This window comes from Streptomyces sp. WAC 04229, from assembly GCF_003947455.1.
Classification (GTDB): domain Bacteria; phylum Actinomycetota; class Actinomycetes; order Streptomycetales; family Streptomycetaceae; genus Streptomyces.
Map to the genome: position 1 here is coordinate 19319 of NZ_QHJH01000028.1, position 22730 is coordinate 42048.

General features: G+C 74.1%; 21 protein-coding genes and 3 riboswitches. Of the genes, 10 read left to right on the forward strand and 11 right to left on the reverse strand.

Annotated features, from left to right (window positions below):
* Positions 1-29 precede the first annotated feature (29 nt).
* Entirely contained in the window at positions 30-638 is a 609-nt protein-coding gene (locus DMH12_RS11040) for a TetR/AcrR family transcriptional regulator (protein ID WP_125491391.1), read from the forward strand.
* Positions 639-671: 33 nt separating this feature from the next.
* Here DMH12_RS11040 and DMH12_RS11045 read toward each other — a convergent pair whose 3' ends face one another.
* Positions 672-1100, reverse strand: a complete 429-nt coding sequence (locus DMH12_RS11045) for a pyridoxamine 5'-phosphate oxidase family protein (protein WP_125491392.1) — start codon at positions 1098-1100, stop codon at positions 672-674.
* A complete protein-coding gene (locus DMH12_RS11050; protein ID WP_125491393.1) occupies positions 1100-1738 on the reverse strand; it encodes a TetR/AcrR family transcriptional regulator in 639 nt (212 codons plus the stop codon). The genes DMH12_RS11045 and DMH12_RS11050 overlap by 1 nt, the downstream gene beginning before the upstream one ends.
* A gap of 126 nt (positions 1739-1864) precedes the next feature.
* Between DMH12_RS11050 and DMH12_RS11055 the strand changes: the two genes are divergently transcribed.
* On the forward strand, positions 1865-3328 hold the full coding sequence (locus DMH12_RS11055) for an amidase (RefSeq protein WP_125491394.1): 1464 nt from the start codon (positions 1865-1867) through the stop codon (positions 3326-3328).
* Positions 3329-3346: 18 nt separating this feature from the next.
* Here DMH12_RS11055 and DMH12_RS11060 read toward each other — a convergent pair whose 3' ends face one another.
* Complete coding sequence (locus DMH12_RS11060; RefSeq protein ID WP_125491395.1) at positions 3347-3958, reverse strand: DUF998 domain-containing protein; 612 nt, start codon at positions 3956-3958, stop codon at positions 3347-3349.
* Positions 3959-3987: 29 nt separating this feature from the next.
* Between DMH12_RS11060 and DMH12_RS11065 the strand changes: the two genes are divergently transcribed.
* Complete coding sequence (locus tag DMH12_RS11065) at positions 3988-4197, forward strand: hypothetical protein (RefSeq protein WP_122617925.1); 210 nt, start codon at positions 3988-3990, stop codon at positions 4195-4197.
* 45 nt (positions 4198-4242) lie between these two features.
* Positions 4243-4842 carry a dihydrofolate reductase family protein gene (locus tag DMH12_RS11070; protein WP_399187046.1) on the forward strand — a complete coding sequence of 200 codons (600 nt, stop codon included), beginning with the start codon at positions 4243-4245 and terminating at the stop codon, positions 4840-4842.
* Between the two features lie 61 nt (positions 4843-4903).
* On the opposite strand, the gene DMH12_RS11075 is transcribed toward DMH12_RS11070, so the two are convergent.
* Entirely contained in the window at positions 4904-5545 is a 642-nt protein-coding gene (locus DMH12_RS11075; protein ID WP_125491424.1) for a superoxide dismutase, read from the reverse strand.
* 298 nt (positions 5546-5843) lie between these two features.
* Entirely contained in the window at positions 5844-9485 is a 3642-nt protein-coding gene (gene cobN, locus DMH12_RS11085; protein ID WP_125491397.1) for a cobaltochelatase subunit CobN, read from the reverse strand.
* Between the two features lie 29 nt (positions 9486-9514).
* A riboswitch (cobalamin riboswitch) is annotated at positions 9515-9663 on the reverse strand.
* 55 nt (positions 9664-9718) lie between these two features.
* Here cobN and cobG point away from each other — a divergent pair.
* The 3 genes from cobG to DMH12_RS11100 are packed head-to-tail and all read left to right on the forward strand — an operon-like array spanning position 9719 to position 13187.
* Positions 9719-11026: a precorrin-3B synthase gene (gene cobG / locus DMH12_RS11090; protein WP_185832251.1), complete on the forward strand. Its 1308-nt coding sequence runs from the start codon at positions 9719-9721 to the stop codon at positions 11024-11026.
* Positions 11023-11694, forward strand: a complete 672-nt coding sequence (locus tag DMH12_RS11095; RefSeq protein ID WP_125491399.1) for a precorrin-8X methylmutase — start codon at positions 11023-11025, stop codon at positions 11692-11694. The genes cobG and DMH12_RS11095 overlap by 4 nt, the downstream gene beginning before the upstream one ends.
* The gene (locus DMH12_RS11100) at positions 11691-13187 is read left to right on the forward strand and encodes a precorrin-2 C(20)-methyltransferase (RefSeq protein WP_125491400.1); all 1497 of its coding nucleotides are present in this window, start codon (positions 11691-11693) and stop codon (positions 13185-13187) included. The genes DMH12_RS11095 and DMH12_RS11100 overlap by 4 nt, the downstream gene beginning before the upstream one ends.
* Here the strand turns inward: DMH12_RS11100 and DMH12_RS11105 are convergent.
* Positions 13172-13954 (reverse strand): cobalt-precorrin-6A reductase, encoded by a 783-nt coding sequence (locus tag DMH12_RS11105; RefSeq protein WP_125491401.1) that lies wholly within the window; start codon positions 13952-13954, stop codon positions 13172-13174. The genes DMH12_RS11100 and DMH12_RS11105 overlap by 16 nt on opposite strands.
* Before the next feature lie 59 nt (positions 13955-14013).
* Between DMH12_RS11105 and DMH12_RS11110 the strand changes: the two genes are divergently transcribed.
* Entirely contained in the window at positions 14014-15132 is a 1119-nt protein-coding gene (locus tag DMH12_RS11110) for a cobalt-precorrin-5B (C(1))-methyltransferase (RefSeq protein ID WP_125491402.1), read from the forward strand.
* A 16-nt stretch (positions 15133-15148) separates the two neighbouring features.
* Here the strand turns inward: DMH12_RS11110 and DMH12_RS11115 are convergent, their stop codons facing one another.
* The 3 genes from DMH12_RS11115 to cbiE are packed head-to-tail and all read right to left on the reverse strand — an operon-like array spanning position 15149 to position 17515.
* Positions 15149-15523 carry a glyoxalase superfamily protein gene (locus DMH12_RS11115; RefSeq protein ID WP_125491403.1) on the reverse strand — a complete coding sequence of 125 codons (375 nt, stop codon included), beginning with the start codon at positions 15521-15523 and terminating at the stop codon, positions 15149-15151.
* Positions 15513-16262, reverse strand: coding sequence for a precorrin-4 C(11)-methyltransferase (cobM, locus tag DMH12_RS11120; RefSeq protein ID WP_125491404.1), 750 nt, complete (start codon positions 16260-16262; stop codon positions 15513-15515). Before cobM ends, DMH12_RS11115 begins: the two co-directional genes overlap by 11 nt.
* Positions 16259-17515 (reverse strand): precorrin-6y C5,15-methyltransferase (decarboxylating) subunit CbiE, encoded by a 1257-nt coding sequence (gene cbiE, locus DMH12_RS11125; RefSeq protein WP_125491405.1) that lies wholly within the window; start codon positions 17513-17515, stop codon positions 16259-16261. Before cbiE ends, cobM begins: the two co-directional genes overlap by 4 nt.
* Before the next feature lie 280 nt (positions 17516-17795).
* Between cbiE and DMH12_RS11130 the strand changes: the two genes are divergently transcribed.
* The gene (locus tag DMH12_RS11130; protein ID WP_125491406.1) at positions 17796-18368 is read left to right on the forward strand and encodes a GNAT family N-acetyltransferase; all 573 of its coding nucleotides are present in this window, start codon (positions 17796-17798) and stop codon (positions 18366-18368) included.
* 72 nt (positions 18369-18440) lie between these two features.
* Positions 18441-21089 (forward strand): SpoIIE family protein phosphatase/ATP-binding protein, encoded by a 2649-nt coding sequence (locus DMH12_RS11135; protein ID WP_260474177.1) that lies wholly within the window; start codon positions 18441-18443, stop codon positions 21087-21089.
* Positions 21090-21098: 9 nt separating this feature from the next.
* Here DMH12_RS11135 and DMH12_RS11140 read toward each other — a convergent pair whose 3' ends face one another.
* On the reverse strand, positions 21099-21785 hold the full coding sequence (locus tag DMH12_RS11140; protein ID WP_125491408.1) for a (2Fe-2S)-binding protein: 687 nt from the start codon (positions 21783-21785) through the stop codon (positions 21099-21101).
* 24 nt (positions 21786-21809) lie between these two features.
* Positions 21810-22205 (reverse strand): (2Fe-2S) ferredoxin domain-containing protein, encoded by a 396-nt coding sequence (locus DMH12_RS11145; protein ID WP_185832248.1) that lies wholly within the window; start codon positions 22203-22205, stop codon positions 21810-21812.
* A gap of 62 nt (positions 22206-22267) precedes the next feature.
* Positions 22268-22392: riboswitch (cobalamin riboswitch) on the reverse strand.
* 123 nt (positions 22393-22515) lie between these two features.
* A riboswitch (cobalamin riboswitch) is annotated at positions 22516-22695 on the forward strand.
* Positions 22696-22730: the final 35 nt, after the last annotated feature.

The window sequence follows — 22730 nt, forward strand, 5'->3', positions numbered from 1 at the left end:
GATCGATGCGGAAGCGGTAGGCTGGGGTCGTGGAGACGAAACAGAGCTGCCCCGTCGGCCGTCCGCGGGGATTCGACACGGACCAGGCTCTCGAGCGGGCCATGGTGGTCTTCTGGGAGCACGGCTACGAGGGCGCCAGCCTGACCTGCCTCACCCGCGCCATGGGCATCTCCACCACCAGCATGTACGCGGCCTTCGGCAACAAGGAGGAGCTGTTCCGCAAGGTCCTGGAGCGCTACAGCGAGGGCCCGAGCGCCTACTTCACCCGGGCCCTGGAGGAGCAGACGGCGCTCGACGTCGCGACCGGCGTCCTGACCGGCACCATCCGCGCCACCACGCGCCCCTCCCACCCGCAGGGGTGCCTGGGCGTGCAGGGCGCCCTGACGGCGAGCGACGGCGGGCGCGAGGTCCGCGACCTGCTGGCCGCCTGGCGAAACGACAGCCACACGTCGATCCGGGACCGCTTCCGGCGGGCCGTCGACGAGGGCGACCTGCCGCCCCGGACGGATCCGGACGTGCTGGCGCGCTGCCTCACTACGTTCGCCTTCGGCATCGCCGTGCAGGCCGCGAGCGGTGTCTGCCGCGACGAGCTGCAGGAGGCGGCCAACGCCTTCCTGCGCGGTTGGCCGCAGGCCTGACGCACCGAGGCGCCGGCGAAGCCCGACGCCGGCTCAGTTCGTGAAGCGGCTCACCTTCTCCGGGTGGATGACCAGGCGCACCTGTTCCACCGCCAGCATCCCGGCGAGGTCCTCGGCCCGGCCCGGGTCGTCCAGGTCCCAGTAGCGGGCGGCCAGCCGGGCCGCCAACTCGTGGGCTCCACCCGTCTCCAGCGTGGTGCGTCCGGCGACCGAGACCCAGCGCTCGCGCTCGCCGACCGGGGAGGCGACGAGGAGGGAGGCCCGGGAATCCCGGCCCAGGCGCCGCACCTTGACCGTCTCCGGGCCCGTGAACAGCTGGACGGTGCCCTCGTCGGTGGCCTCGAACCACACCGGGCGCGGCTGGGGCGGGACCGGGCCGGCGGCCACAGTGAGGAACCCGTACAGGGGGCGCCGGAGGAAGTCGAGGTCCTCGGGGGTCAGCAGACCGGTGCCGGTGCTCATCACTGTCCTGTCGGCCGGTCGCGGCCATCGCGGCCGAGGGCGGGCGACGCGTGCGATGCCACGATGCCCTCGACGATGCTCAACAGCCGTTCCCCCACCTGGTCGATGCTTCCGTTCTGCGTGCTGACCTGGGCGCCTTCCAGGAGGAAGGTGATCTGGGCCGCGGCCTGTTCGGGGTCCGTCATACCGGCCTCGACACACATGGCGGTCAGCCTGCGCGTCTGGCGGGCCTTGTGCTCCTCGATCACCTGCCGTGCGGGGTGGGCGCGGTCGGGGAGTTCGGCGAGGGAGTTGATGAAGGGGCAGCCCCGGTGCGAGATCGCCGGCAGCCCGTCGGCGATGAAGCGGGCCAGGCCCATGATCTGCTCCTTCGGCCGGCCGGGATGGTCGGCCTCGACCCGGTCGAAGGCGGCCTGGTAGTCGGCGGCGACGATCCGCAGCCACTCCGCCACCAGGGCGTCCTTGGTCGCGAAGTGCCGGTAGACCGCCATCTTGGTGGTCTCGGCCTTGTCGGCGATGGCCTGGACGCTCACGCGCCGGATCCCCTCGCTCTGGAAGAGCTCCTCGGCCGCGTCGAGGATGCGCTCGCGAGGGGGCAGCTTCGCCACCCTGCTCGGCCTTCTGACGGTCGATGTCATGAATCCTCCGCGGCGTCCGTTCGACTGGGACCCTCTCACCTCCTGCTACGGTACCAGTCCGTCCCGGACGATACCGTTGGGTATCATCCGGGACTGTCCGGTACCGATCTCTCCTGTGGAGTGACGATGAAAGTGAACGAGTACGTGCGTCGCGATGCGGTCGGCCTCGCGCGGATGGTGGCCCGGGGCGAGGTGACCCCCGCCGAACTCGAGGGGGCCGCCCGCGAGGCCACGCGCGAGGTCAACGGGCGGGTCAACGCCGTCGTGGAGACCTGGCCCACCGACGACGAGCCGGTTCCGGGCGGTACACCGCTGGCCGGGGTGCCCTTCCTGATCAAGGACATCGGAGTCACCATGGCCGGGAGGCGCTCGGAGCTGGGCAGCCGCCTCGCGGCCGGGAACGTCGCCCCCGCCGACTCCTTCCTGATGCGGCGCCTGCGCCGCGCCGGGCTCGTGACGTTCGGCCGCACCGCGACGCCTGAACTGGCCTACAGCATCACCACGGAGCCCGTGCTGCACGGTCCGACCCGCAATCCGTGGGACCTGGAGCGCAGCGCGGGCGGCTCCAGCGGGGGTGCGGGCGCGGCCGTCGCCGCCGGGATCGTGCCGCTCGCCCACGCCACCGACGCCGCCGGCTCGCTGCGGATTCCCGCCGCCTGCAACGGGCTCTTCGGCCTGAAGCCCACCCGCGGCCGCGTCTCCCTGGGCCCCGACGCCGACGAGACCTTCAACGGCCTCGCCGTGCAGGGCGGCGTGAGCCGGACCGTCCGTGACAGCGCGGCGCTGCTCGACCGCATCCTCGGGCCGGAACCCGGCGACCCCTACACCGCCCGACAGGCTTCCCGCCCCTACCTGGAGGAAGTGACCCGCGCGCCGGGTGTGCTGCGGATCGGCGTCCTCACCCAGGCCTGGGGCGGCCGTCGCACCGCCCCGCCGGTGACCGACGCGCTCACCCGCACGGTGCGACTGCTCGAATCGCTCGGCCACACGGTGGAGGAGGCCACGGTCGGTCTCGGAGCGGACTGGGAGGAGTTCCTGTCGGCCACCGCGCGGCTGTTCACGGCCAACCTCGCCGCCACGGTCGACGCCGTGGCCACCGCCTTCGGACGCCCGGCCGACGCCTCCACCCTCGAGCCGGCCACCCTCACGGGCTACCACTACGGACAGCGCGTCAGCGGCCACGAATTCGTCGCCGCCCTCGCGATACGCAACGCGGTCGCGCGGAGCCTGGGGCAGTACTTCGCCACCCACGACGTCCTCCTCACCCCCACCCTCCCGGAGCTTCCGATGCCGCTGGGCACCTACACCGAGGACGCGTCGGCGCTGGACGGAGCCGGCTGGATCGACCGGCTCAACGACCGGTCGCCGTTCACCCTGGCGTTCAACGTGGCCGGCAACCCGGCCATGTCCGTGCCGCTGACCGCCGACCCCGGGACGGGACTGCCGATCGGCATGCAGTTCGCCGCCGATCACGGACGCGAGGACCTGCTCTTCCGCCTCGCGGGCCAACTCGAACGGGCCCAGCCGTGGGCGGACCGCACCCCCGCGGTCCGGGCCGGAAGCCATCCCGGCGGCGACACCTTCCTGTGACCCCGACCGCCGCGCGGGCTACGGGCGGCCCGGGGCCCGCCGCACCCGGTTCCCGGCATGGCGGAGGCAGGAGGCGGCCACGACCAACGGCCACAGTGACTGGACACCGGTCACGACCCGCTCCGCGACGCCGACGTCGCCCTGCCGGTGCATCTCGATCAGGAACCACGCCCCACCGACCGCCATCAGGGCCGTCACCGTGATCGAGGGCGTCAGCCGTAACGCCCAGGGGGCGGCCGAACCACCGTTGGCGGCGAGGACCGGCCACACCGCCAGCAGGGTGAATCCGACGACCGCCACCGCGCCGTGGCGCAGCGACCCCCCGCTGCTCGGTGCGGGGAGCGCCACCACGGCCAGGGCGGCGAGACCACCGCCGGCCAGTGCCACCCGCCCGGCGGTGGCGGCGGCCCGCAGCCCCCAGGCGGTCAGCAGATGGCAGGCGCCCAGCGCGAGGAACGCCGCCGACATCACCCAGAATCCCGGGGCTCCGTAGGCTCCCAGGACGCTGATCGTCTGGGAGACGGGGTCGTAGGCAGGTCCTTCGTACAGCGCCGCGCCCGTCCAGCCTCCGATCAGCAGGAGGGGCGCGCACCCTGAGGTGAGCAGGACCCATCTGGGGACAACTCGCATCAAACAAGATTAAAGCGGAACCTGGAGGCATGGCCAGGCGTCCCGTGGTGGTGGGCCGGCCGTCGCCCAGCGGCGGTCGGCGGGTCCGTGCGGACGGCGAGATCCTCGGCCTGGCGTACGGCGTGCGGGATGTCGAGGAGTTCCTGCGGCGGGCCGGTCTGGAGGACGTCGACGTGGAGACCTCGGACCTGATCGAATGGCGCGGCGGTGGTCCGGAGGTCTGGTCGGTACGGACGTAGCGACCCTCACGACGAGGAGGAGCCATCTCCACACACGCGGGCACGGTGATCTGCGACATCACGGTCACGGCCGACGGGTACTCGGCCGGGCACGGCCAGAGTGAGGCACGCCCGTTCGGTGACGACGGCGGGGACGGCACGGGCGACAAGCTGCATGCCTGGATGTTCGACACGCCCGACGAGAACAGGGCCGAGCTGGACCGGATGGCCGCCGCCAAGGCGTTCATCATGGGACGCAACATGTTCGGACCGGTGCGGGGTGAGTGGGACCGGCCGTGGAACGGCTGGTGGGGCGACGATCCGCCGTTCCACGCCCCGGTGTTCGTCCTCACCCACCACGCGCGCGAGCCGCAGGCGATGGCCGGGGGCACGACGTACCACTTCGTCACCGACGGGATCGAGTCGGCGCTGGCCCAGGCGCGGGCGGCGGCAGGGGGCGGCGACGTGCAGGTCCAGGGCGGGGCCACCACCGTCAACCAGTACCTCGCGGCCGGCCTGATCGAGGAGCTGAGGCTGCACGTCGTGCCGTTCACGCTCGGCGCCGGTACCCGGCTCTTCGAAGGTGTCCCGCCGCTCGGGCTGGAGCAGGTGGCCTCACGCGCGGCGACCCAGGTCACGCACGTGACCTACCGCATGCGCTCCTGACGCGGAGGGCCGCCGGCCGGGTGGAGTTCCCGGCCGGCGGCCCCGCGTCCGAGCGGTGGGGTCACGGAGTGAGCAGGAGGCTGTCGCCGCGTTCCCTGGCGGCGGCGTAGCGCTTGGCCACGTCCTGCCAGTTGACGACGGCCCACATGGCGTCGATGAAGTCGACCTTCTGGTTCTTGTACTGGAGGTAGAAGGCGTGCTCCCAGGCGTCGAAGACCAGGATCGGCGTGGAGCCCTGGCCGACGTTGCCCTGGTGGTCGTAGACCTGCTCGACGACGAGACGGCCGCTCAGCGGCTCGTACGCCAGCACGCCCCAGCCGGAGCCCTGCGTGGTCGCGGCGGCCTTGGTGAGCTGCGCCTTGAAACCGGCGAAGGAGCCGAACGACTCGGTGATGGCGTCGGCGAGGTCGCCCACGCCGTCGGCGGCCAGCGGCTCGCCACCGCCGTCACCGGTCATGTTGTGCCAGTAGATGGAGTGCAGGATGTGCCCGGAGAGGTGGAAGGCCAGGTTCTTCTCCAGGCCGTTGATCGACGCCCACTGCTCCTTGTCCCGCGCCTCGGCGAGCTGCTCCAGGGTGTCGTTGGCGCCCTTCACGTAGGCCGCGTGGTGTTTGTCGTGGTGCAGCTCGATGATCTGCGGATTGATGACCGGCTCGAGCTCCGAGTAGTCGTAGGGAAGCTCCGGGAGCGAGTACACCGCCATGTCCAACATCCTCCGACGTTATTGCCAATGATGTGCAGTTGCACGCTAACAGCGTCAGTGGTGGTTGTTGATCAGCCGTTGGTCCTAGGTCCTGTCGTCAAACTCCCGTCGTCCGCCCGGAGGGCGGGCCCGGCGGCTTCAGGTGCGTGCTCTCGGCGCGCGGGGCCCTGATCCTCGTACTGGATGTACTTGGGTCAGGGCCCCGTGCGGCGAGAGTGCGTGCATGGCGCCGCCGGGCAGACGGGAGTTTGACGACAGGGCCTAGGTCCGGCGTCGTGCACCCGCCCCCGACGGGGCGTCAGTCCTCCCCCTCCAGATCGCCCTCGGTCTCCAGGTACACCTGCCGCAGGGCTTCCAGGACGGCGGGGTCGGGCTTCTCCCACATTCCGCGCGACTCCGCCTCCAGCAGGCGCTCGGCGATGCCGTGCAGGGCCCATGGGTTGGCCTGCTGGAGGAACTCGCGGTTGGCGGGGTCCAGGACGTATGCCTCGGTGAGCTTGTCGTACATCCAGTCCGCGACCACGCCCGTGGTCGCGTCGTAGCCGAAGAGGTAGTCGACGGTGGCGGCGAGTTCGAAGGCGCCCTTGTAACCGTGGCGGCGCATCGCCTCGATCCACTTGGGGTTGACCACACGGGCGCGGAAGACGCGGGAGGTCTCCTCCACCAGGGTGCGGGTGCGGACCGTCTCCGGGCGGGTGGAGTCGCCGATGTACGCCTCGGGCGCGGTGCCGCGCAGGGCGCGGACGGTGGCGACCATGCCGCCGTGGTACTGGAAGTAGTCGTCGGAGTCCGCGATGTCGTGCTCGCGGGTGTCCGTGTTCTTGGCCGCCACCGCGATCCGCTTGTACGCCGTCTCCATCTCGTCGCGCGCCGGGCGGCCGTCGAGTTCGCGGCCGTAGGCGTAGCCGCCCCAGACGCTGTAGACCTCGGCGAGGTCGGCGTCGGTGCGCCAGTCGCGGGAGTCGATGAGCTGGAGCAGCCCTGCCCCGTAGGTGCCGGGGCGGGAGCCGAAGATGCGGGTGGTGGCGCGGCGTTCGTCGCCGTGTTCGGCGAGGTCGGCCTGGACGTGGGCGCGGACGTGGTTGGCCTCGGCCGGTTCCTCCAGGGAGGCGGCGAGGCGTACCGCGTCGTCGAGGAGGCCCACGGTGTGCGGGAACGCGTCGCGGAAGAAGCCGGAGATGCGCAGGGTGACGTCGATGCGCGGGCGGCCCAGCTCCTCGTGGGGGATGGCTTCGAGGCCGGTGACGCGGCGGGAGGCGTCGTCCCAGACGGGGCGCACGCCGAGCAGCGCGAGGACCTCGGCGACGTCGTCGCCGGCGGTGCGCATGGCGCTGGTGCCCCACAGCGAGAGGCCGACGGAGGTGGGCCATTCGCCGTTGTCGGTGCGGTAGCGCTCCAGGAGGCTGTCCGCGAGGGCCTGGCCGGTCTCCCACGCGAGGCGGGAGGGTACGGCCTTGGGGTCGACGGAGTAGAAGTTGCGGCCGGTCGGCAGGACGTTGACCAGGCCGCGCAAGGGGGAGCCGGACGGCCCCGCGGGGACGAAGCCGCCGTTCAGCGCGTGCACGGCGTGGTCGATCTCGGCGGTGGTGGCGGCGAGCCGGGGGACGACCTCGCGGGCGGCGAACTCCAGTACCGCGGCGACCTGTTCGCCGTGCTCGGACGGTACGGCGGCGGGGTCCCAGCCCGCGTCGTCCATGGCCTGCACCAGTGCGCGGGCCCGCTCCTCGGCGGCGTCGGCCGTGGTGCGGGTGGCTGCGGACTCGTCGAGGCCGAGGGCTTCGCGCAGGCCGGGCAGAGCGGTGGTGCCGCCCCAGATCTGGCGGGCGCGCAGGATGGCGAGGACGAGGTTGACCCGGTCGGCACCGGCCGGCGGATTGCCGAGGACGTGCAGGCCGTCGCGGATCTGGGCGTCCTTGACCTCGCAGAGCCAGCCGTCGACGTGCAGCAGGAAGTCGTCGAAGCCGTCGTCGTCCGGGCGGTCCTGCAGGCCGAGGTCGTGGTCGAGCTTGGCGGCCTGGATCAGGGTCCAGATCTGGGCGCGGATCGCCGGGAGCTTCGCCGGGTCCATGGACGCGATCTGCGCGTACTCGTCGAGGAGTTGCTCCAGGCGCGCGATGTCGCCGTAGGAGTCGGCGCGGGCCATCGGCGGCACGAGGTGGTCGACGAGGGTGGCGTGCACGCGGCGCTTGGCCTGGGTGCCCTCGCCGGGGTCGTTGACGAGGAAGGGGTAGATCAGCGGCAGGTCGCCGAGGGCGGCGTCGGGGCCGCAGGCGGCGGACAGGCCGGCGTTCTTGCCGGGCAGCCACTCCAGGTTGCCGTGCTTGCCCAGGTGGATCATCGCGTCGGCGCCGAAGCCGCCGTCCTCGGCCCGCGCGGCGATCCAGCGGTAGGCGGCGAGGTAGTGGTGGGAGGGCGGCAGGTCGGGGTCGTGGTAGATGGCGATGGGGTTCTCGCCGAAGCCGCGCGGTGGCTGGATGAGGATCAGCAGGTTGCCGCGGCGCAGGGCGGCGAGGACGATGTCGCCCTCCGGGTTGCGGCTGCGGTCGACGAACATCTCGCCCGGGGCCGGGCCCCAGTGCTCCTCGACGGCCGTGCGCAGCTCCCCGGGCAGGGTCGCGTACCAGCGCTTGTAGTCGGCGGCCGGGATGCGGACCGGGTTGCGGGCCAGCTGTTCCTCGGTGAGCCAGTCCTGGTCGTGGCCGCCGGCCTCGATGAGCGCGCGGATCAGTTCGTCGCCGTCGCCCGACGCGAGGCCCGGAACCTCGGCGTCGGTGCCGGTGCCGGTGCCGAAGTCGTAGCCCTCCTCGCGCAGTCGGCGCAGCAGGGCGACGGCGCTGGCGGGGGTGTCCAGGCCGACGGCGTTGCCGATGCGGGAGTGCTTGGTCGGGTAGGCGGACAGGACCAGGGCCAGGCGCTTGTCGGCGGCCGGGATGTGCCGCAGGCGCGCGTGGCGCACGGCGATGCCGGCGACGCGGGCGGCGCGCTCGGGGTCGGCGACGTAGGCGGGGAGGCCGTCCGCGTCGATCTCCTTGAAGGAGAACGGCACGGTGATCAGGCGGCCGTCGAACTCGGGCACGGCTATCTGGCTGGCGGCGTCCAGCGGGGAGACGCCCTCGTCGTTGCCCTCCCAGTCGGCGCGGGAGCCGGTCAGGCACAGGGCCTGGAGGATGGGGACGTCGAGGGTGGTGAGGGCGCCGGCGTCCCAGGACTCGTCGTCACCGCCGGCGGACGCCTCGGCGGGCTTGGTGCCGCCGGCCGCGAGGACGGTGGTGACGATCGCGTCGGCCGCCCGCAGGTCCTCGATCAGTTCGGGCTCGGGGGCGCGCAGGGAGGCCACGTAGCGGGGCAGCGGCCGTCCGCCCGCGTTCTCCACGGCGTCGCACAGGGCGTGCACGAAGTCCGTGTTGCCGCTCATGTGGTGGGCGCGGTAGTAGAGCACGGCCACGGTCGGGCCGTCCGCGTCCGGGCGCGGCGCACGCTCCAGCGGGCCCCAGGTGGGGGCGGGCGTCGGCGGGTCGAAGCCGTGGCCGGTGAGCAGCACGGTGTCGGAGAGGAACCGGGCGAGCTGCTCCAGGTTGGCGGGGCCGCCGTGGGCGAGGTAGGCGTGGGCCTCCGCGGCGAGGCCGACGGGGACGGTGGAGGTCTCCATCAGCTGGGCGTCGGGCGCCTGTTCGCCGCTGAGCACGACGACGGGCCGGCCGTCGGCGAGGAGCAGGTCGAGACCCTCGCGCCAGGCACGCACTCCGCCGAGGAGGCGTACGACGACCAGTCCGACGCCGTCCAGCAGGGCGGGCAGGTCGTCGAGCGGGAGGCGGGCGGGGTTGGCGAACCGGTAGGTGACCGGACCGGTGGCGGCGCGGGCGCTCAGCAGGTCGGTGTCGGACGTCGACAGGAGCAGGATGCTGGGGTGCGCGGCGCGCTCCCCGGACGAATGCGGCATGCGGCGTCTGCCCTTCCTCGGGGTCCGCGCCCCGGGCGGTGAGAGACGGCGGGAGTTCCTGACTCGTCCGGCCCCTCAGGGTGGCCGGACTCACAGTGGCGGGACCGCGCCGGATTCACACCGGCTTCCTCCCCTGTCGCCGTCTGGCGGTGGGCGGACCGGCTGATCCACCCAGGAGCATAGTAAGGGTCCCGCCGAGAAGGGCGGGGGGTGCCACCGGTGTGACGGTCGGTATGCTCGCCGCCATGTCCTCGGCGCTCCCTTCCATATCCTCCCAGGCCACAGCGGTCTCACGGGACCGTGGTGACGCCTGCCCGGGGACGCTGAGGCTGCACGCCGCCGACGACGGCGCCCTCGCCCGGGTACGGATACCGGGCGGGGTCCTGGGCGTCGTCCAGGCCGAGGCGCTGGCGGACGCGGCCCGGCGGCTGGGCGACGGGGACCTTCATCTGACGTCCCGGGGCAACGTGCAACTGCGGGGGCTGCGCGACGGCTGCGGCGGGGAACTCGCCGGGCTGCTGGCCGCGGCCGGGCTGCTGCCCTCACGGGGGCACGAACGGGTGCGCAACATCGTCGCCTCACCGCTGTCCGGCCTCGACGGGCGCGGTCTTCGGGACGTCCGGCCCTGGCTGTCGGCCCTGGACGCCGCGTTGTGCGCAAGCGAACGGGCGCGGGAGTTGTCGGGCCGGTTCCTGTTCGCGCTCGACGACGGGCGCGGGGACGTGACCGGGCTCGGCGCCGACGTCACCGTGCGAGCGGCCGGCGACGACCATGCGCTGGTCTCGCTGGGCTCGACGGACGACGCCTGGCGGGTGGCCGCGGGCGAGGCGTCCCGGGCGGCGCTGCTGGCGGCCGAGGCCTTCCTCGACGTCGCGCGCGAGTCCGGGGCGCGGGTGTGGCGGGTGGACGAACTCGCCGTGCCGGCCCGTGTCCTGACGCGGGCGGTGGACCGCCGTCTGTCCGGGGCGGGAGTCGCCCACGTCACGGAGCGGACGCACACGTCCCGTACGGACGGGCCTCCTCCCGGGCTCGTCGGGAACGCCCTGTGCGTGCACGTCCCGCTGGGCCGTCTCACCGGCCCGCAATGGCGGGAGTTGGCCCGCGTCGCCGCCCCGACGCGGGACGCCGAACTGCGGTTGACGCCGTGGCGCGGTGTCGTCGTACCCGTCCGGGGCCTGGGCGCGACGGACACCGCCGACGCCCTCGGCCGCCTCTCCGCCGCCGGCCTCGTCACCGACGCCGCCTCCCCCTGGCCGCGCGTCGGTGCCTGCATCGGCCGCCCGGGATGCGGGAAGTCACACGCCGACGTGCGGGCGGACGCGGCCGGCGGCCTGTCCGCCGCGGGCCGGTCCCCGCTCCCCCTGTACTGGTCCGGCTGCGAACGCCGTTGCGGACACCCGCGGGGCGAGCGGATCGACCTGGTCGCCGTCCCCGAGGGCGGCTACCGCCTCACCGTCGGCGCGCCCGGCGCACCGACACGCACCACGGTCCTGACGGACCCCTCCCATCTCGCCGCCGCACTGGCGGCGATCACCCCATGAGCCGTACGACGACCGAGAGCAGCGGGAAGAGCACCGTGACCACGCACGCATACGAGAAGGACGGAGCGGCCATCTACCGCCAGTCCTTCGCCACGATCCGGGCGGAGGCGGACCTCACGGGCCTGCCCGCCGACGTCAGCCGGGTCGCCGTCCGGATGATCCACGCCTGCGGCATGGTCGACCTCGTGCGCGACATCGGCCACACGCCCACGGTGGTGGCCCGCGCCCGCGAGGCCCTGCTGGCCGGTGCGCCGATCCTCTGCGACGTGCAGATGGTGGCCAGCGGTGTGACCCGCAAGCGGCTGCCCGCGGACAACGAGGTGCTGTGCACCCTCTCCGACCCGGCCGTCCCGAAGCTGGCCGCGGAGCTGGGCACCACGCGCAGCGCCGCCGCCCTGGAGTTGTGGCGCGACCGCCTGGAGGGCTCCGTGGTCGCCGTCGGCAACGCGCCCACCGCCCTCTTCCGGCTCCTGGAGATGATCGAGGAGGGGGCGCCGAGGCCCGCGGCCGTCATCGGCGTGCCCGTCGGCTTCATCGGCGCCGCCGAGTCCAAGGACGCCCTTGCCGCCCACCCCTCGGGCCTGGAGCACCTGGTCGTCCGGGGCCGTCGCGGAGGCAGCGCCATCGCCGCCGCCGCACTCAACGCGATCGCGAGCGAGGAAGAATGAGCGGCAAGCTGTACGGGGTCGGGCTCGGTCCCGGCGACCCGTCCCTGATGACCGTGCGCGCGGTCGAGGCCATCGCCGAGGCGGACGTGATCGCGTATCACAGCGCCCGGCACGGACGCTCCATCGCCCGCTCGATCGCGGAGCGGCACCTGCGCGCCGACCACGTCGAGGAACGGCTGGTCTACCCGCTCACCGTCGAGACCACCGACCACCCGGGCGGCTACCAGGGCGCCATGGACGACTTCTACGCCGAGGCCTCGGCGCGGCTCGCCGCCCACCTCGACGCGGGCCGCACGGTCGCCGTCCTCGCGGAGGGCGACCCGCTCTTCTACGGCTCCTACATGCACATGCACAAGCGGCTCGCCGACCGGTACGAGACCGAGGTGATCCCCGGTGTGACGTCCGTGTCCGCCGCCGCGGCCCGGCTGGGCACGCCGCTCGTCGAGGGCGAGGAGGTGCTGACCATCCTGCCGGGCACGTTGCCCGAGGAGGAGCTGACGGCCCGGCTCGCCTCGACGGACTCGGCCGTGGTGATGAAGCTGGGCCGCACCTTCTCCAAGGTGCGCCGCGCGCTGGAGGGGTCGGGTCGGCTGGACGAGGCGCGGTACGTGGAGCGGGCCACGATGCCGGGAGAGCGCCTCGCGGAGCTGGCGGACGTCGAGGCCGAGTCGGTGCCCTACTTCTCGGTGGCGGTGCTGCCGAGCCAGGTGGACGCCGAGCCGCCGGCGCCGCAGCCTGGTGCCGTCGGGGAGGTCGTGGTCGTGGGGACCGGGCCGGCCGGCCCGTTGTGGCTGACGCCCGAGACGCGGGGCGCGCTCGCCGCCGCCGACGACCTGGTCGGCTACACCACCTACCTGGACCGTGTGCCGGTCCGGGCAGGTCAGCGGCGCCACGGATCGGACAACAAGGTGGAGGCCGAGCGCGCGGAGTTCGCGCTGGGGCTGGCCCGGCGGGGGCGCCGGGTCGCCGTCGTGTCCGGCGGCGACCCCGGGGTGTTCGCCATGGCCACGGCCGTGCTGGAGGCCGCCTCGGCCGAGGAGCACGCGGACGTTCCGGTGCGGGTGCTGCCCGGGGTGACCGCGGCCAACGCCGCCGCCGCCCGTGCGGGGGCGGCGCTCGGGCACGACTACGCCGCCCTCTCGCTGTCCGACCGGCTCAAGCCGTGGGAGGTCATCGCCGAGCGGCTGCGGGCCGCGGCCGGCGCCGACCTGGTGCTGGCGCTGTACAACCCGGGCTCCGGCAGCCGGACCTGGCAGGTCGGCAAGGCCCGCGAGCTGCTCCTCGAGCACCGGGCGCCGGACACGCCCGTCGTGGTCGCGCGGGACGTGGGCGGTTCCGGCGAGCGGGTGCGGATCGTGCGACTGGCGGAGCTGGACCCGGCCGAGGTCGACATGCGCACGATCCTGCTGGTCGGCTCCTCCCAGACGCGCGTGGTGCGGCGCGGCGACGGCGAAGAGGTCGTGTGGACGCCCCGCCGCTACCCGGAGACGTGAGGGGCGCCCGGCGGCCGGCGCCTCGCGTGTGCCTCCCGGACCCACCGCGCCGCCTCCCCGGGCCCGCTGACGACCGGCACGCCGTCGGGCACCGGCGGCCTGCGCACCACGACCACCGGCACCCCGGCCTCACGGGCGGCCGCCAGCTTCGGCGCGGTGGCCTCTCCCCCGCTGTCCTTGGTCACCAGGACGTCGATCCGGTGCCTGCGCAGCAGCTCGCGTTCGCCGTCGAGGGTGAACGGGCCGCGGTCGAGCAGTACCTCCATGCGGGGCGGACACGGTGCGCCGGGCGCGTCGACCGACCGCACGAGGAACCACAGGTCGCGCAGACCGGCGAAGGCGGCGAGACCCGTGCGGCCGGTGGTGAGGAAGACCCTGTCGCCGAGCGCGGGGAGCCGCGCGGCGGCCTCCGCGAGGGAGCCGGCCTCGTGCCAGTCGTCCCCGGCCACCGGCGACCAGCCGGGGCGGCGCAGGGCGAGCAGGGGAACCCCGGCGGTGGCGGCGGCCCGCGCGGCGTTGAAGCTGATGGTGCCCGCGAACGGGTGGGTGGCGTCGACGAGCAGGTCGACGGTGTGCTCGCCGAGCCAGACGGCGAGCCCTTCGGCTCCGCCGAAGCCGCCGACGCGCACCTCGCCGGGCGGCATCCGGGGCGCGGTCACCCGTCCGGCAAGGGAGTTCGTCACCCGGAGCCCCGGCAGGTGTTCGGCCGCCAGGAGTTCGGCGAGCCCACGGGCCTCCGTGGTGCCGCCGAGGATCAGTACGTGCACGGCAGGGTCGTTCCCTTTCTGCGGTTTCGTCCCTCTGGTGGGACTCGAGTGAGCGGGACATGAGCGGCGAGGCCAGGGGCGGTCGCGGCGCCCAACTCAAGCACACCGGTCTGCGGCCCGGCTGGACCACGGGTGCCTGCGCGACGGCGGCGACGACCGCCGCGTACACGGCGCTGCTGGCGGGCGACTTCCCCGACCCGGTGACGATCACGCTGCCCAGGGGCCAGACGCCGTCCTTCGCGCTCGCGGCCGAGGAGCTGTCGGACGGCTGCGCGATGGCGGGGATCGTGAAGGACGCGGGCGATGATCCGGACGTCACGCACGGGGCGCTGGTCCGGGCGACGGTGCGGCATCTGCCCGCCGGGTCCGGGGTCGTCTTCCGCGCCGGACCGGGCGTGGGCACGGTCACCCGACCCGGCCTGCCGCTGCCGGTCGGCGCACCCGCCGTCAACCCCGTGCCCCGGCAGATGATGCGCGACCACGTCGCACGCGTCGCCGAGCGGTACGGCGCAGGCGGCGACGTCGAGATCACCGTCTCCGTCGACGACGGCGAGGAGATCGCCCGCTCCACCTGGAACCCCCGGCTGGGCATCCTCGGCGGCCTCTCCGTCCTGGGCACCACCGGGATCGTCGTGCCGTACTCGTGCTCGGCGTGGATCGACTCGATCCGGCGCGGGGTGGACGTGGCCCGTGCGGCGGGGCGTACGCATGTCGCGGGGTGCACCGGCTCCACCTCGGAGCGGACCGTCGTCGAGGAGTACGGGCTGCCCGAGGACGCGCTGCTGGACATGGGCGACTTCGCGGGCGCGGTACTGAAGTACGTCCGCCGTCATCCCGTGGACCGGCTGACGGTGTGCGGCGGTTTCGCGAAGCTCTCCAAGCTCGCCGCCGGCCACCTCGATCTGCACTCCGGGCGCTCCCAGGTCGACCAGGGCTTCCTCGCCGGGCTGGCCCGGCGAGGCGGCGCCGACGAGGCCCTGGCCGCCGAGGTGGCGGGGGCCAACACGGGGCTCGCCGCCCTCCAGCTGTGCCTGGCGGCCGGGGTTCCGCTGGGCGACCTGGTGGCGCGAGCGGCCCGCGACCAGTCGCTGGCCGTGCTGCGCGGGGCGCCGGTCGCGGTCGACGTGATCTGCGTCGACCGCGCGGGGACGGTGGTGGGCCGCAGCGGGGTGGCCTGAGCGCGGGACCGGGGGACTAGCCGTCCGCGTGGCCGGTCTCGTCCCGCACCGGGCCGACCCGCAGGCGGTTGCCGTCCGGGTCCCGGAGGCCGAGTTCCCGCCCCCAGGGCTGCTCCTCGGGCACGGCGCCGAACTCGGCGGCGACCGCGTCGAGGTCGGCGACCCGCAGGTACATCAGGGTGTCCGGGCGCGCGTCGCCCTCGTGCTCCGACAGATGGAGCCGGACCCGCCCGCGGGCGACCTCCGTGTACACGGGGAATCCCGGTTCGAAGCGGTGCTCCCACTGCTGGACGAAGCCCAGCCGGGCGTACCAGCGCACCGCCGCCGCGGCGTCGCGCACCCGCAGGACCGGGATGACCTCTTCGGAGGGTGCCGCGGACTCAGCAGACATGCCGGTCCCGCTCCGTCGAGTACAGGTGGCTGTCGCGGAACTGCTCCGCGCCGAGCGTCCGCCCGACCATGATGACGGCCGTGCGCAGCACCCCCGCGTCCTTCACCTTCCCGGCGATCTCGTCGAGCGTGCCGCGCAGGACCAGCTCGTCGGGGCGGGAGGCGTAGGCGACGACGGCGGCGGGGCAGTCGGCACCGTAGTGCGGCAGCAGCTCGTCCACCACGCGGTCCACGTACCGGGCGGCGAGGTGCAGCACGATCAGCGCGCCGCTGCGGCCCAGGGTGGCGAGGTCCTCGCCCTCGGGCATGGCGGTGGCCTGCTGGGCGACGCGGGTCAGGATGACCGTCTGCCCGACCGTGGGCACGGTCAGCTCCCGCTTCAGGGCGGCCGCCGCCGCGGCGAAGGCCGGAACGCCCGGGACCACCTCGTACGGCACCCCGGCCGCGTCCAGCCGCCGCATCTGCTCCGCGACCGCGCTGAACACGGAGGGGTCCCCGGAGTGCAGCCGGGCGACGTCGTGGCCCTCCTCGTGCGCGCGGACCAGTTCGGCCGTGATCTCGTCCAGGGTGAGCTGCGCGGTGTCCACCAGCCGCGCGTCCGCGGGGCGCTCCGCGAGCAGTTCGCGCGGCACCAGGCTGCCCGCGTACAGGCAGACCCGGCAGGCGGCGAGGGTCCGGGCGCCGCGCACCGTGATCAGGTCGGCGGCGCCGGGGCCGGCGCCGATGAAGTACACGGTCATATGTCTGCTCCTGCGGATGGTTCGACGGTCTTCTCCACGGCCCACTGGGTGACCGGCATCGCCTGCCGCCACCCGGTGAAGCCGCCCACGGGGACGGCGTGCGCCACGGCCAGGCGGACCAGTTCGCCGCCGTGGCGGCGGTGGGCGTCGGCGAGCAGCGCCTCGGATTCCAGCGTCACGGTGTTGGCCACCATGCGGCCGGCGTCCGGCAGCGCGTCCCAGCAGGCGGCCAGCAGGCCGGGCGTGGTGAGGCCGCCGCCGACGAACACCGCGTCCGGCCGGGGCAGCCCGGCCAACGCCTCGGGGGCGGCTCCGGTGACCACTTGGAGACCCGGCACGCCGAGCCGTTCGGCGTTGCGGGTGATGCGCTCGGCGCGGGCCGGGTCCCGTTCGACGGTGATCGCCCGGCAGGCGGGATGCGCACGCATCCACTCGACGGCGATCGAGCCGGAGCCGCCGCCGACGTCCCACAGGAGCTCGCCGGGTGCGGGGGCCAGCGCGCCGAGCGTGGCGGCGCGGATGTGCCGTTTGGTGAGCTGCCCGTCGTGCTCGTAGGCCGCGTCCGGCAGGCCCGGCACCGCGCCCAGGCGCAGGGCGTCCGGGGCCCGGCGGCACTCGACGGCGACGATGTTGAGGGGGTCGCCCGGTGGGTGCGGCGGCCAGTCCTCGGCGGTGGCCGGTGTCGTCGTGCGCTCCCGCGCGCCGCCGAGCTGTTCCAGCACCCGCATCCGGCTCGGGCCGAAGCCGCGGTCCCTGAGCAGGGCGGCGACCTCGTCGGGGGTGGTGGAGTCCGCGCTGAGCACGAGGAGGCGCCGGCCGTCGTGCAGGGCGGCGGCGAGGCGGGCCGCGGGCCGTCCCACGAGCGTGACGACCTCGACGTCCTCCAGGGGCCAGCCGAGGCGGGCGCAGGCGTGGGAGACGGACGAGGGGTGCGGCAGGACGCGCACCGCGCCGGGCCCGAGTTCTTCGGTGAGGGCGCGGCCGATGCCGTAGAACATGGGGTCGCCGCTGGCCAGGACGGCGATGCGGCGGCCGGCGTGCGCGGCGAGGAGGCCGGGGACCGCGGGCCGCAGCGGGGAGGGCCAGGCGACCCGTTCCCCGGTGCACTCCGGGGGCAGCAGATCGAGTTGGCGTGCGCCGCCGATCAGGACGTCCGCGTCGAGCAGGGTCCCTCGGGCGGCGTCCGCGAGCCCTTCCCATCCGTCGGCGCCGATCCCGACGACGGCCGGTGCGGGGGTCTGGGCGGTGGTCACTGCTGAGTACCTCGGGGTCCGGGAGAGGCGGCAGACGCGCTCTGCCGAAGAGGCACTCTACGGGGCGCCCACCTGCGCCGGGCCGCGCGGGTGCCCATCACCCGTGCACATCGGCGCCTTCTTATTGCACACTGTTCGCAACAGCTTGTGCAGCGCAGGAAGGGGTGGGTGCCGTGCTCGTTCCCATGCGTGCCGGCCGGGTGCCGGCCATCGACCGGGCGGCGCGAGCGGGGGATCCTCGCGCCGCCCTCCTCCCCCCTCCACCGCCGGTGACCGCCCGATGACCTCCGGCATCCGTGTCCACCGCGGACCCGGCGTGCTCGCGCACACCGAAGCGCTCCGTTCGGTGTACGTCGACGCGTTCTGCGCGCCGCCCTGGAACGAGGACGAGGAGAGGGCGACGGAGTTCGTGGCGCGGCTTCGGGAGGACGTGGACCGGCCCGGGTTCACCGCGGCGACCGCCGTGCGGGACGGGGAGGTCGTCGGTTTCGCCACCGCGTGGACGACCCCGGCGCCCTTCCCCACCGACCGCTGCCACCCGCAGGCCGCCGCGGGCCTGGGTGCCTGCCGCACCACCGACTGGCTGTGCGGCGCCCGGGGGATCGACGAACTGGCCGTCCGCCGAGCGGACCGCGGCTCCGGTCTCGCGGGCGGCCTGCTGGACGCGGTGACCGAGGACGCGCCAGGGGGACGCGCCTGGCTGCTGACGTCGGTCCGCGGCGGACGGGCCCTCGCCTTCTACCGCCGCCGCGGCTGGACCCAGGTGACCCACCCCTCCCCCGACGGCCGAGGCGTCGTCGTGCTCCTCGGCCCGCACCATCCGGCCCGTTTCTCGGCACCGCTTCCCCTCTGAGCCGTCCGGTCACGCGTCGGTCCCGGCGCGGCCTGACTGGTCGCACCCGCGTGAGTGATGAAAACTGACGCTATGGACCGCTTGCCACGGCGGAGCATCGCCGGCCAGGTCTTTCTGCTGCAGGTCGGCACAGCGGTGCTGCTCATCGTCACCGCGGTGGTGCTCCTGCTGTTCCAGGCGCAGCGCGACAGCACCGACGACGCCCGCCGCACGGCCCTGGGCGTCGCCGAGTCCTTCGCCAAGGCTCCCGGCACGGCCACGGCGGTCACGGGAGCCGACCCGACCGCGGTGCTCCAGCCCCGGGCCGAGGCCGTCGGCAAGGCCACCGACGTCGACTACGTCGTGGTGTTCGACGACGCGGGGCTCCGCTTGACACACCCCGACCCGGCGCTGATCGGCAAGCGCGTCATCAGCCCGGACGGGCTGCTGGAGGAGGTCCTCGGCGGCCGGTCGGTCACCCGGACGTTCGACACGAGCGTCGGCCCGACGGTGAACGCCGACGCCCCCGTGCGGACCGCCGACGGCCGCGTGGTCGGCGGTGTGGCCGTCGGCATCACGATCACCAACGTCAACGAGTCCGCCCAGCGCCAACTGCCCGCCCTGCTGGTCGCGGGCGCCGCCTCGCTCGCGCTGGCCCTGGGCGCCGCCGCCCTGGTGAGCCGCCGGCTGAGGCGGCAGACGCACGGCCTCGGACCGGTCGAGATCACCCGCATGTACGAGCACCACGACGCAGTGCTGCACACCATCCGGGAAGGTGTGCTGATCGTCGACGGCGATCGCCTGGTGCTCGCCAACGACGAGGCGCGGCGCCTCCTCGCGCTGCCCGAGCGGTGCGACGGGATCCCCCTCGGCAGCCTCGGGCTGGACCCGGGCATCGTAGAACTGCTCGCCTCGGGCGACACCCGCACGGACGAGATGCACACCGCCGGGGACCGGCTCCTGGCGGTCAGCCTGCGCCGGCTGGACCGGGACGACACGACCAGGGGCGCGGTGGCCACCCTGCGGGACACCACCGAGCTGCACCGGGAACGGAGCAGGGCGGAGCGCGCCCGCAAGCGGCTGGAACTGCTCTACGACGCCAGTGCCCGGATCGGCACCACGCTGGACGTGGTGCGGACCGCCGAGGAACTCGCCGAGGCGTCGACGCCCAGCTGCGCCGACTTCGTCACGGTCGAACTGCTGGACGCGGTCCGGCGCGGCGAGGAGGCCGCCCCGGACGACCTGGTGATGCACCGCGTGGTCCTGCACGGCGTCCGCGACGACGCACCGCTGATCCCGGTCGGCGAGGCGATGACCATCCGGCCCGGTACTCCCGCGACAACGGGTCTCGCCTCCGGACACGCCGTTCTCGTCGCGGACCTGAGCGCGGAGCCCGGCTGGCAGCTACAGGATCCCGACCGCGCGCCCAGGGTCCTCGCCTACGGCATCCACTCACTGGTCTCCGTTCCCCTGCGCGCCCGGGGCGTCGCGCTCGGCGTGGCCAACTTCTGGCGCGGTGCGGACTCCGAGCCGTTCACCCGGGAGGACCTGTCCATCACCGAGGAACTGGCGTCGCGGGCCGCGGTCGCCATCGACAACGCGAGGCGCTACCACCGCGAGCACACCGTCGCGGTGGCTCTGCAGCGCAGCCTGCTGCCGCACGGAGTGCCGGTGCAGAACGCCCTCGACATCGCCTACCGCTACCTGCCGGCGCAGGCGGGCGTGGGCGGCGACTGGTTCGACGTGATCCCGCTGTCCGGCGCGCGGGTCGCCCTCGTGGTGGGCGACGTCGCCGGCCACGGTCTGCACGCCGCGGCCACCATGGGCCGGCTGCGGACCGCCGTGCAGAACTTCGCCGGTCTGGACATGGCTCCCGACGAACTCCTCGGCCACCTCGACGAACTGGTGACCGGCCTCGACCGGGACCGCGCCGAGACGAGCGGCGGTTCGGACATCGTCGGTGCCACCTGTCTCTACGCCGTGTACGACCCGGTCTCCGGTGACTGCACCATGGCCCGCGCCGGGCACCCGCCGCCGGCCGTCGTCCTCCCGGACGGCAGCGTGGACTTCCCCGAGCTGCAGCCCGGCCCTCCGCTGGGCCTCGGCGGCCTGCCCTTCACCCCGGCGGAGTTCCGGCTCCCCGAGGGCAGTCGGCTGGTCCTGTTCACCAACGGGCTGGTGACTGGCCGGGGCCGGGACATCGAGGCGGGCCTCGACCTGCTCCGCAGGCGGCTCGCCGGCGCGGACCGGACGCCGGACGAGACCTGTGCCGTGCTGCTGGACGCGCTGCTCCCCGACCGCCCCGACGACGACGTCGTCCTTTTGGTGGCCCGGACCCGGGCCTTCCCCGCCGACCGGGTCGCCGAGTGGCACGTGCCGCGTGACCCGGCGGCCGTCGCCGGCGTTCGGGCCGACGCGACGCGCCGACTCACCGAGTGGGGCCTCGAGGAGACGGCGTTCACCACCGAGCTGATCCTCAGCGAGCTGGTCACCAACGCCATCCGGCACGCGGCCGAACCGGTGCGCGTCCGGCTGCTGCTCGACCGCAGCCTGATCTGCGAGGTCTCCGACGGCAGCAGCACGGCACCCCACCTGCGCATGGCCGCCACCACCGACGAGGGAGGCCGTGGCCTGTTCCTCGTCGCCCAGTGCGCCACGCGCTGGGGCACCCGGTACCACGCGCAGGGCAAGGTCATCTGGACCGAACAGTCCCTGAACGCGCCGGACACCCAGGGCCCGTGACCGCGCCCGCTATCCCGCCAGACAGCAGTCGCCGCACTTCGAGCCGTTCGGCGCGCGGTAGTAGAGGCAGCAACTGCGGCGCCGGAACGTGAGATCCGGTCCGGTGATCTCTCCGGTACCCACGAGCCGTCCGGTGTTCAGCAGTTCGGTGGTGAGGCCGGTGAGCGGCTCGCGCAGTTCGGGATGCGCCGCCAGCAGGGCGCGGGCCGCCTCGACGAGCGCCGAGGCGGCATTGCCGTCCAGCAGCCGCGGGGCGACCTTCACGCGGAGTCCTTGGGCCAGCGCCTCCAGGTGGGCCGTCACCTGTCCGTAGAGGGCGAGGGCGGGAGACGGAGGTGCCCCGACGCGCAGACCGGCGGGGTGCGGCATGCGCAGGGCCGGGCCGTCGTCGGCGCGCTCCAGCCGGCTCAGGTCGAGGACGATGCCGTGCAGGAGTACGCAGGCCAGAGCGGGCGACCAGAGACGCGCGACGTGGCCGAGGTGGGCGATGGACACGCCGATCCTCGCTTCGGGCGCGCGGTGGCGGTGCGCGACGGTCTCGGCGAGGTCGGTGAAACCCCGCGCGTAGGAGAGGCCGACCGGATGCCAGCCCGTATCTCCACCCCCGGCGCGCAGCACGAAGAAGCCCCCGAGGGCGGCCACGTCGTGCAGCGCGGCGGTGACGTCGGCGGGCGCCGCCTGAAGGTTTCCGGGCACCGGTTCCTCCTCGTGTGCGCCGAGTCAGGAGGCCGGGCCGCGTCGCGGGGGCGTGATGGCGTACAGGTCGAGGACGTCGGGCCGCGGTGCGACGCCGGGGCCGCCGGCGCGGACCCAGTCGGCGATGTCCTCGGTGGCGTCGGGGTCGTTGACCAGTCCGAGCCAGACGGGACGGGCGCCGGCGGCGCGGCCCGCCGCGGAGGGCTGCACGACGATCACGTTGGCCTGTTCGCACACGTCGAGGCAGTCCGACACCCGCACGGGCACCCGGGCCCGCAGACGCGCCGTCTGCGCCGCGTGGTCGACGCCGATGATCTTCGGGGTGCCACAACAGCAGTCCCGGCAGACGACGACGCGTGAGGGCGTCGGGTCTGCGGGTGCGCCGGGCGTCGTTCCGGCCGGGCCGGCGGGTGCGGGCATACGGCATCGTCCCTCTCCCCGGGGAGATCCGCCCCGGTGGTCCGTCGAGGAGGCGACCGCGTGAGTCTCCTGGCTCTCGGGTCGTCGCCCGCCCCACCCCTTCCCACCCGGTGCGGGCAGTGGTCGTGTGGGGGCTCGCTCGCCGATCACAGTGGCGGGACCGCGCCGGATTCGCACCGGCTTCCTCGGGCCGCCGTCGCCCAATTGCTCCGGGCATCCTCGCATCCCGTCCCCGGAGCTGTCAGCGGGGCCCCGCCCGTGTACGAGCCTTGCGTGCCCTCTGAACACCCACGCTTTGCTCCCGGTCCAAAGGAACGTAATATCGCCAGGTCATAGCCGCGACGGGAGACAGGAAGCCGGTGCGAATCCGGCACGGTCCCGCCACTGTGACCGGGCGTCACGCCCTCGACCTGCCCCGCGCCCATCGGCCGGGCAGCCGGGGGCCGAAGGCCCGGGAGTCAGGACACTGACCTGTCGCGGGCCCGATCCGAGGAGCGCGGACTCCCCAGGAGGCTTACGTGTCAG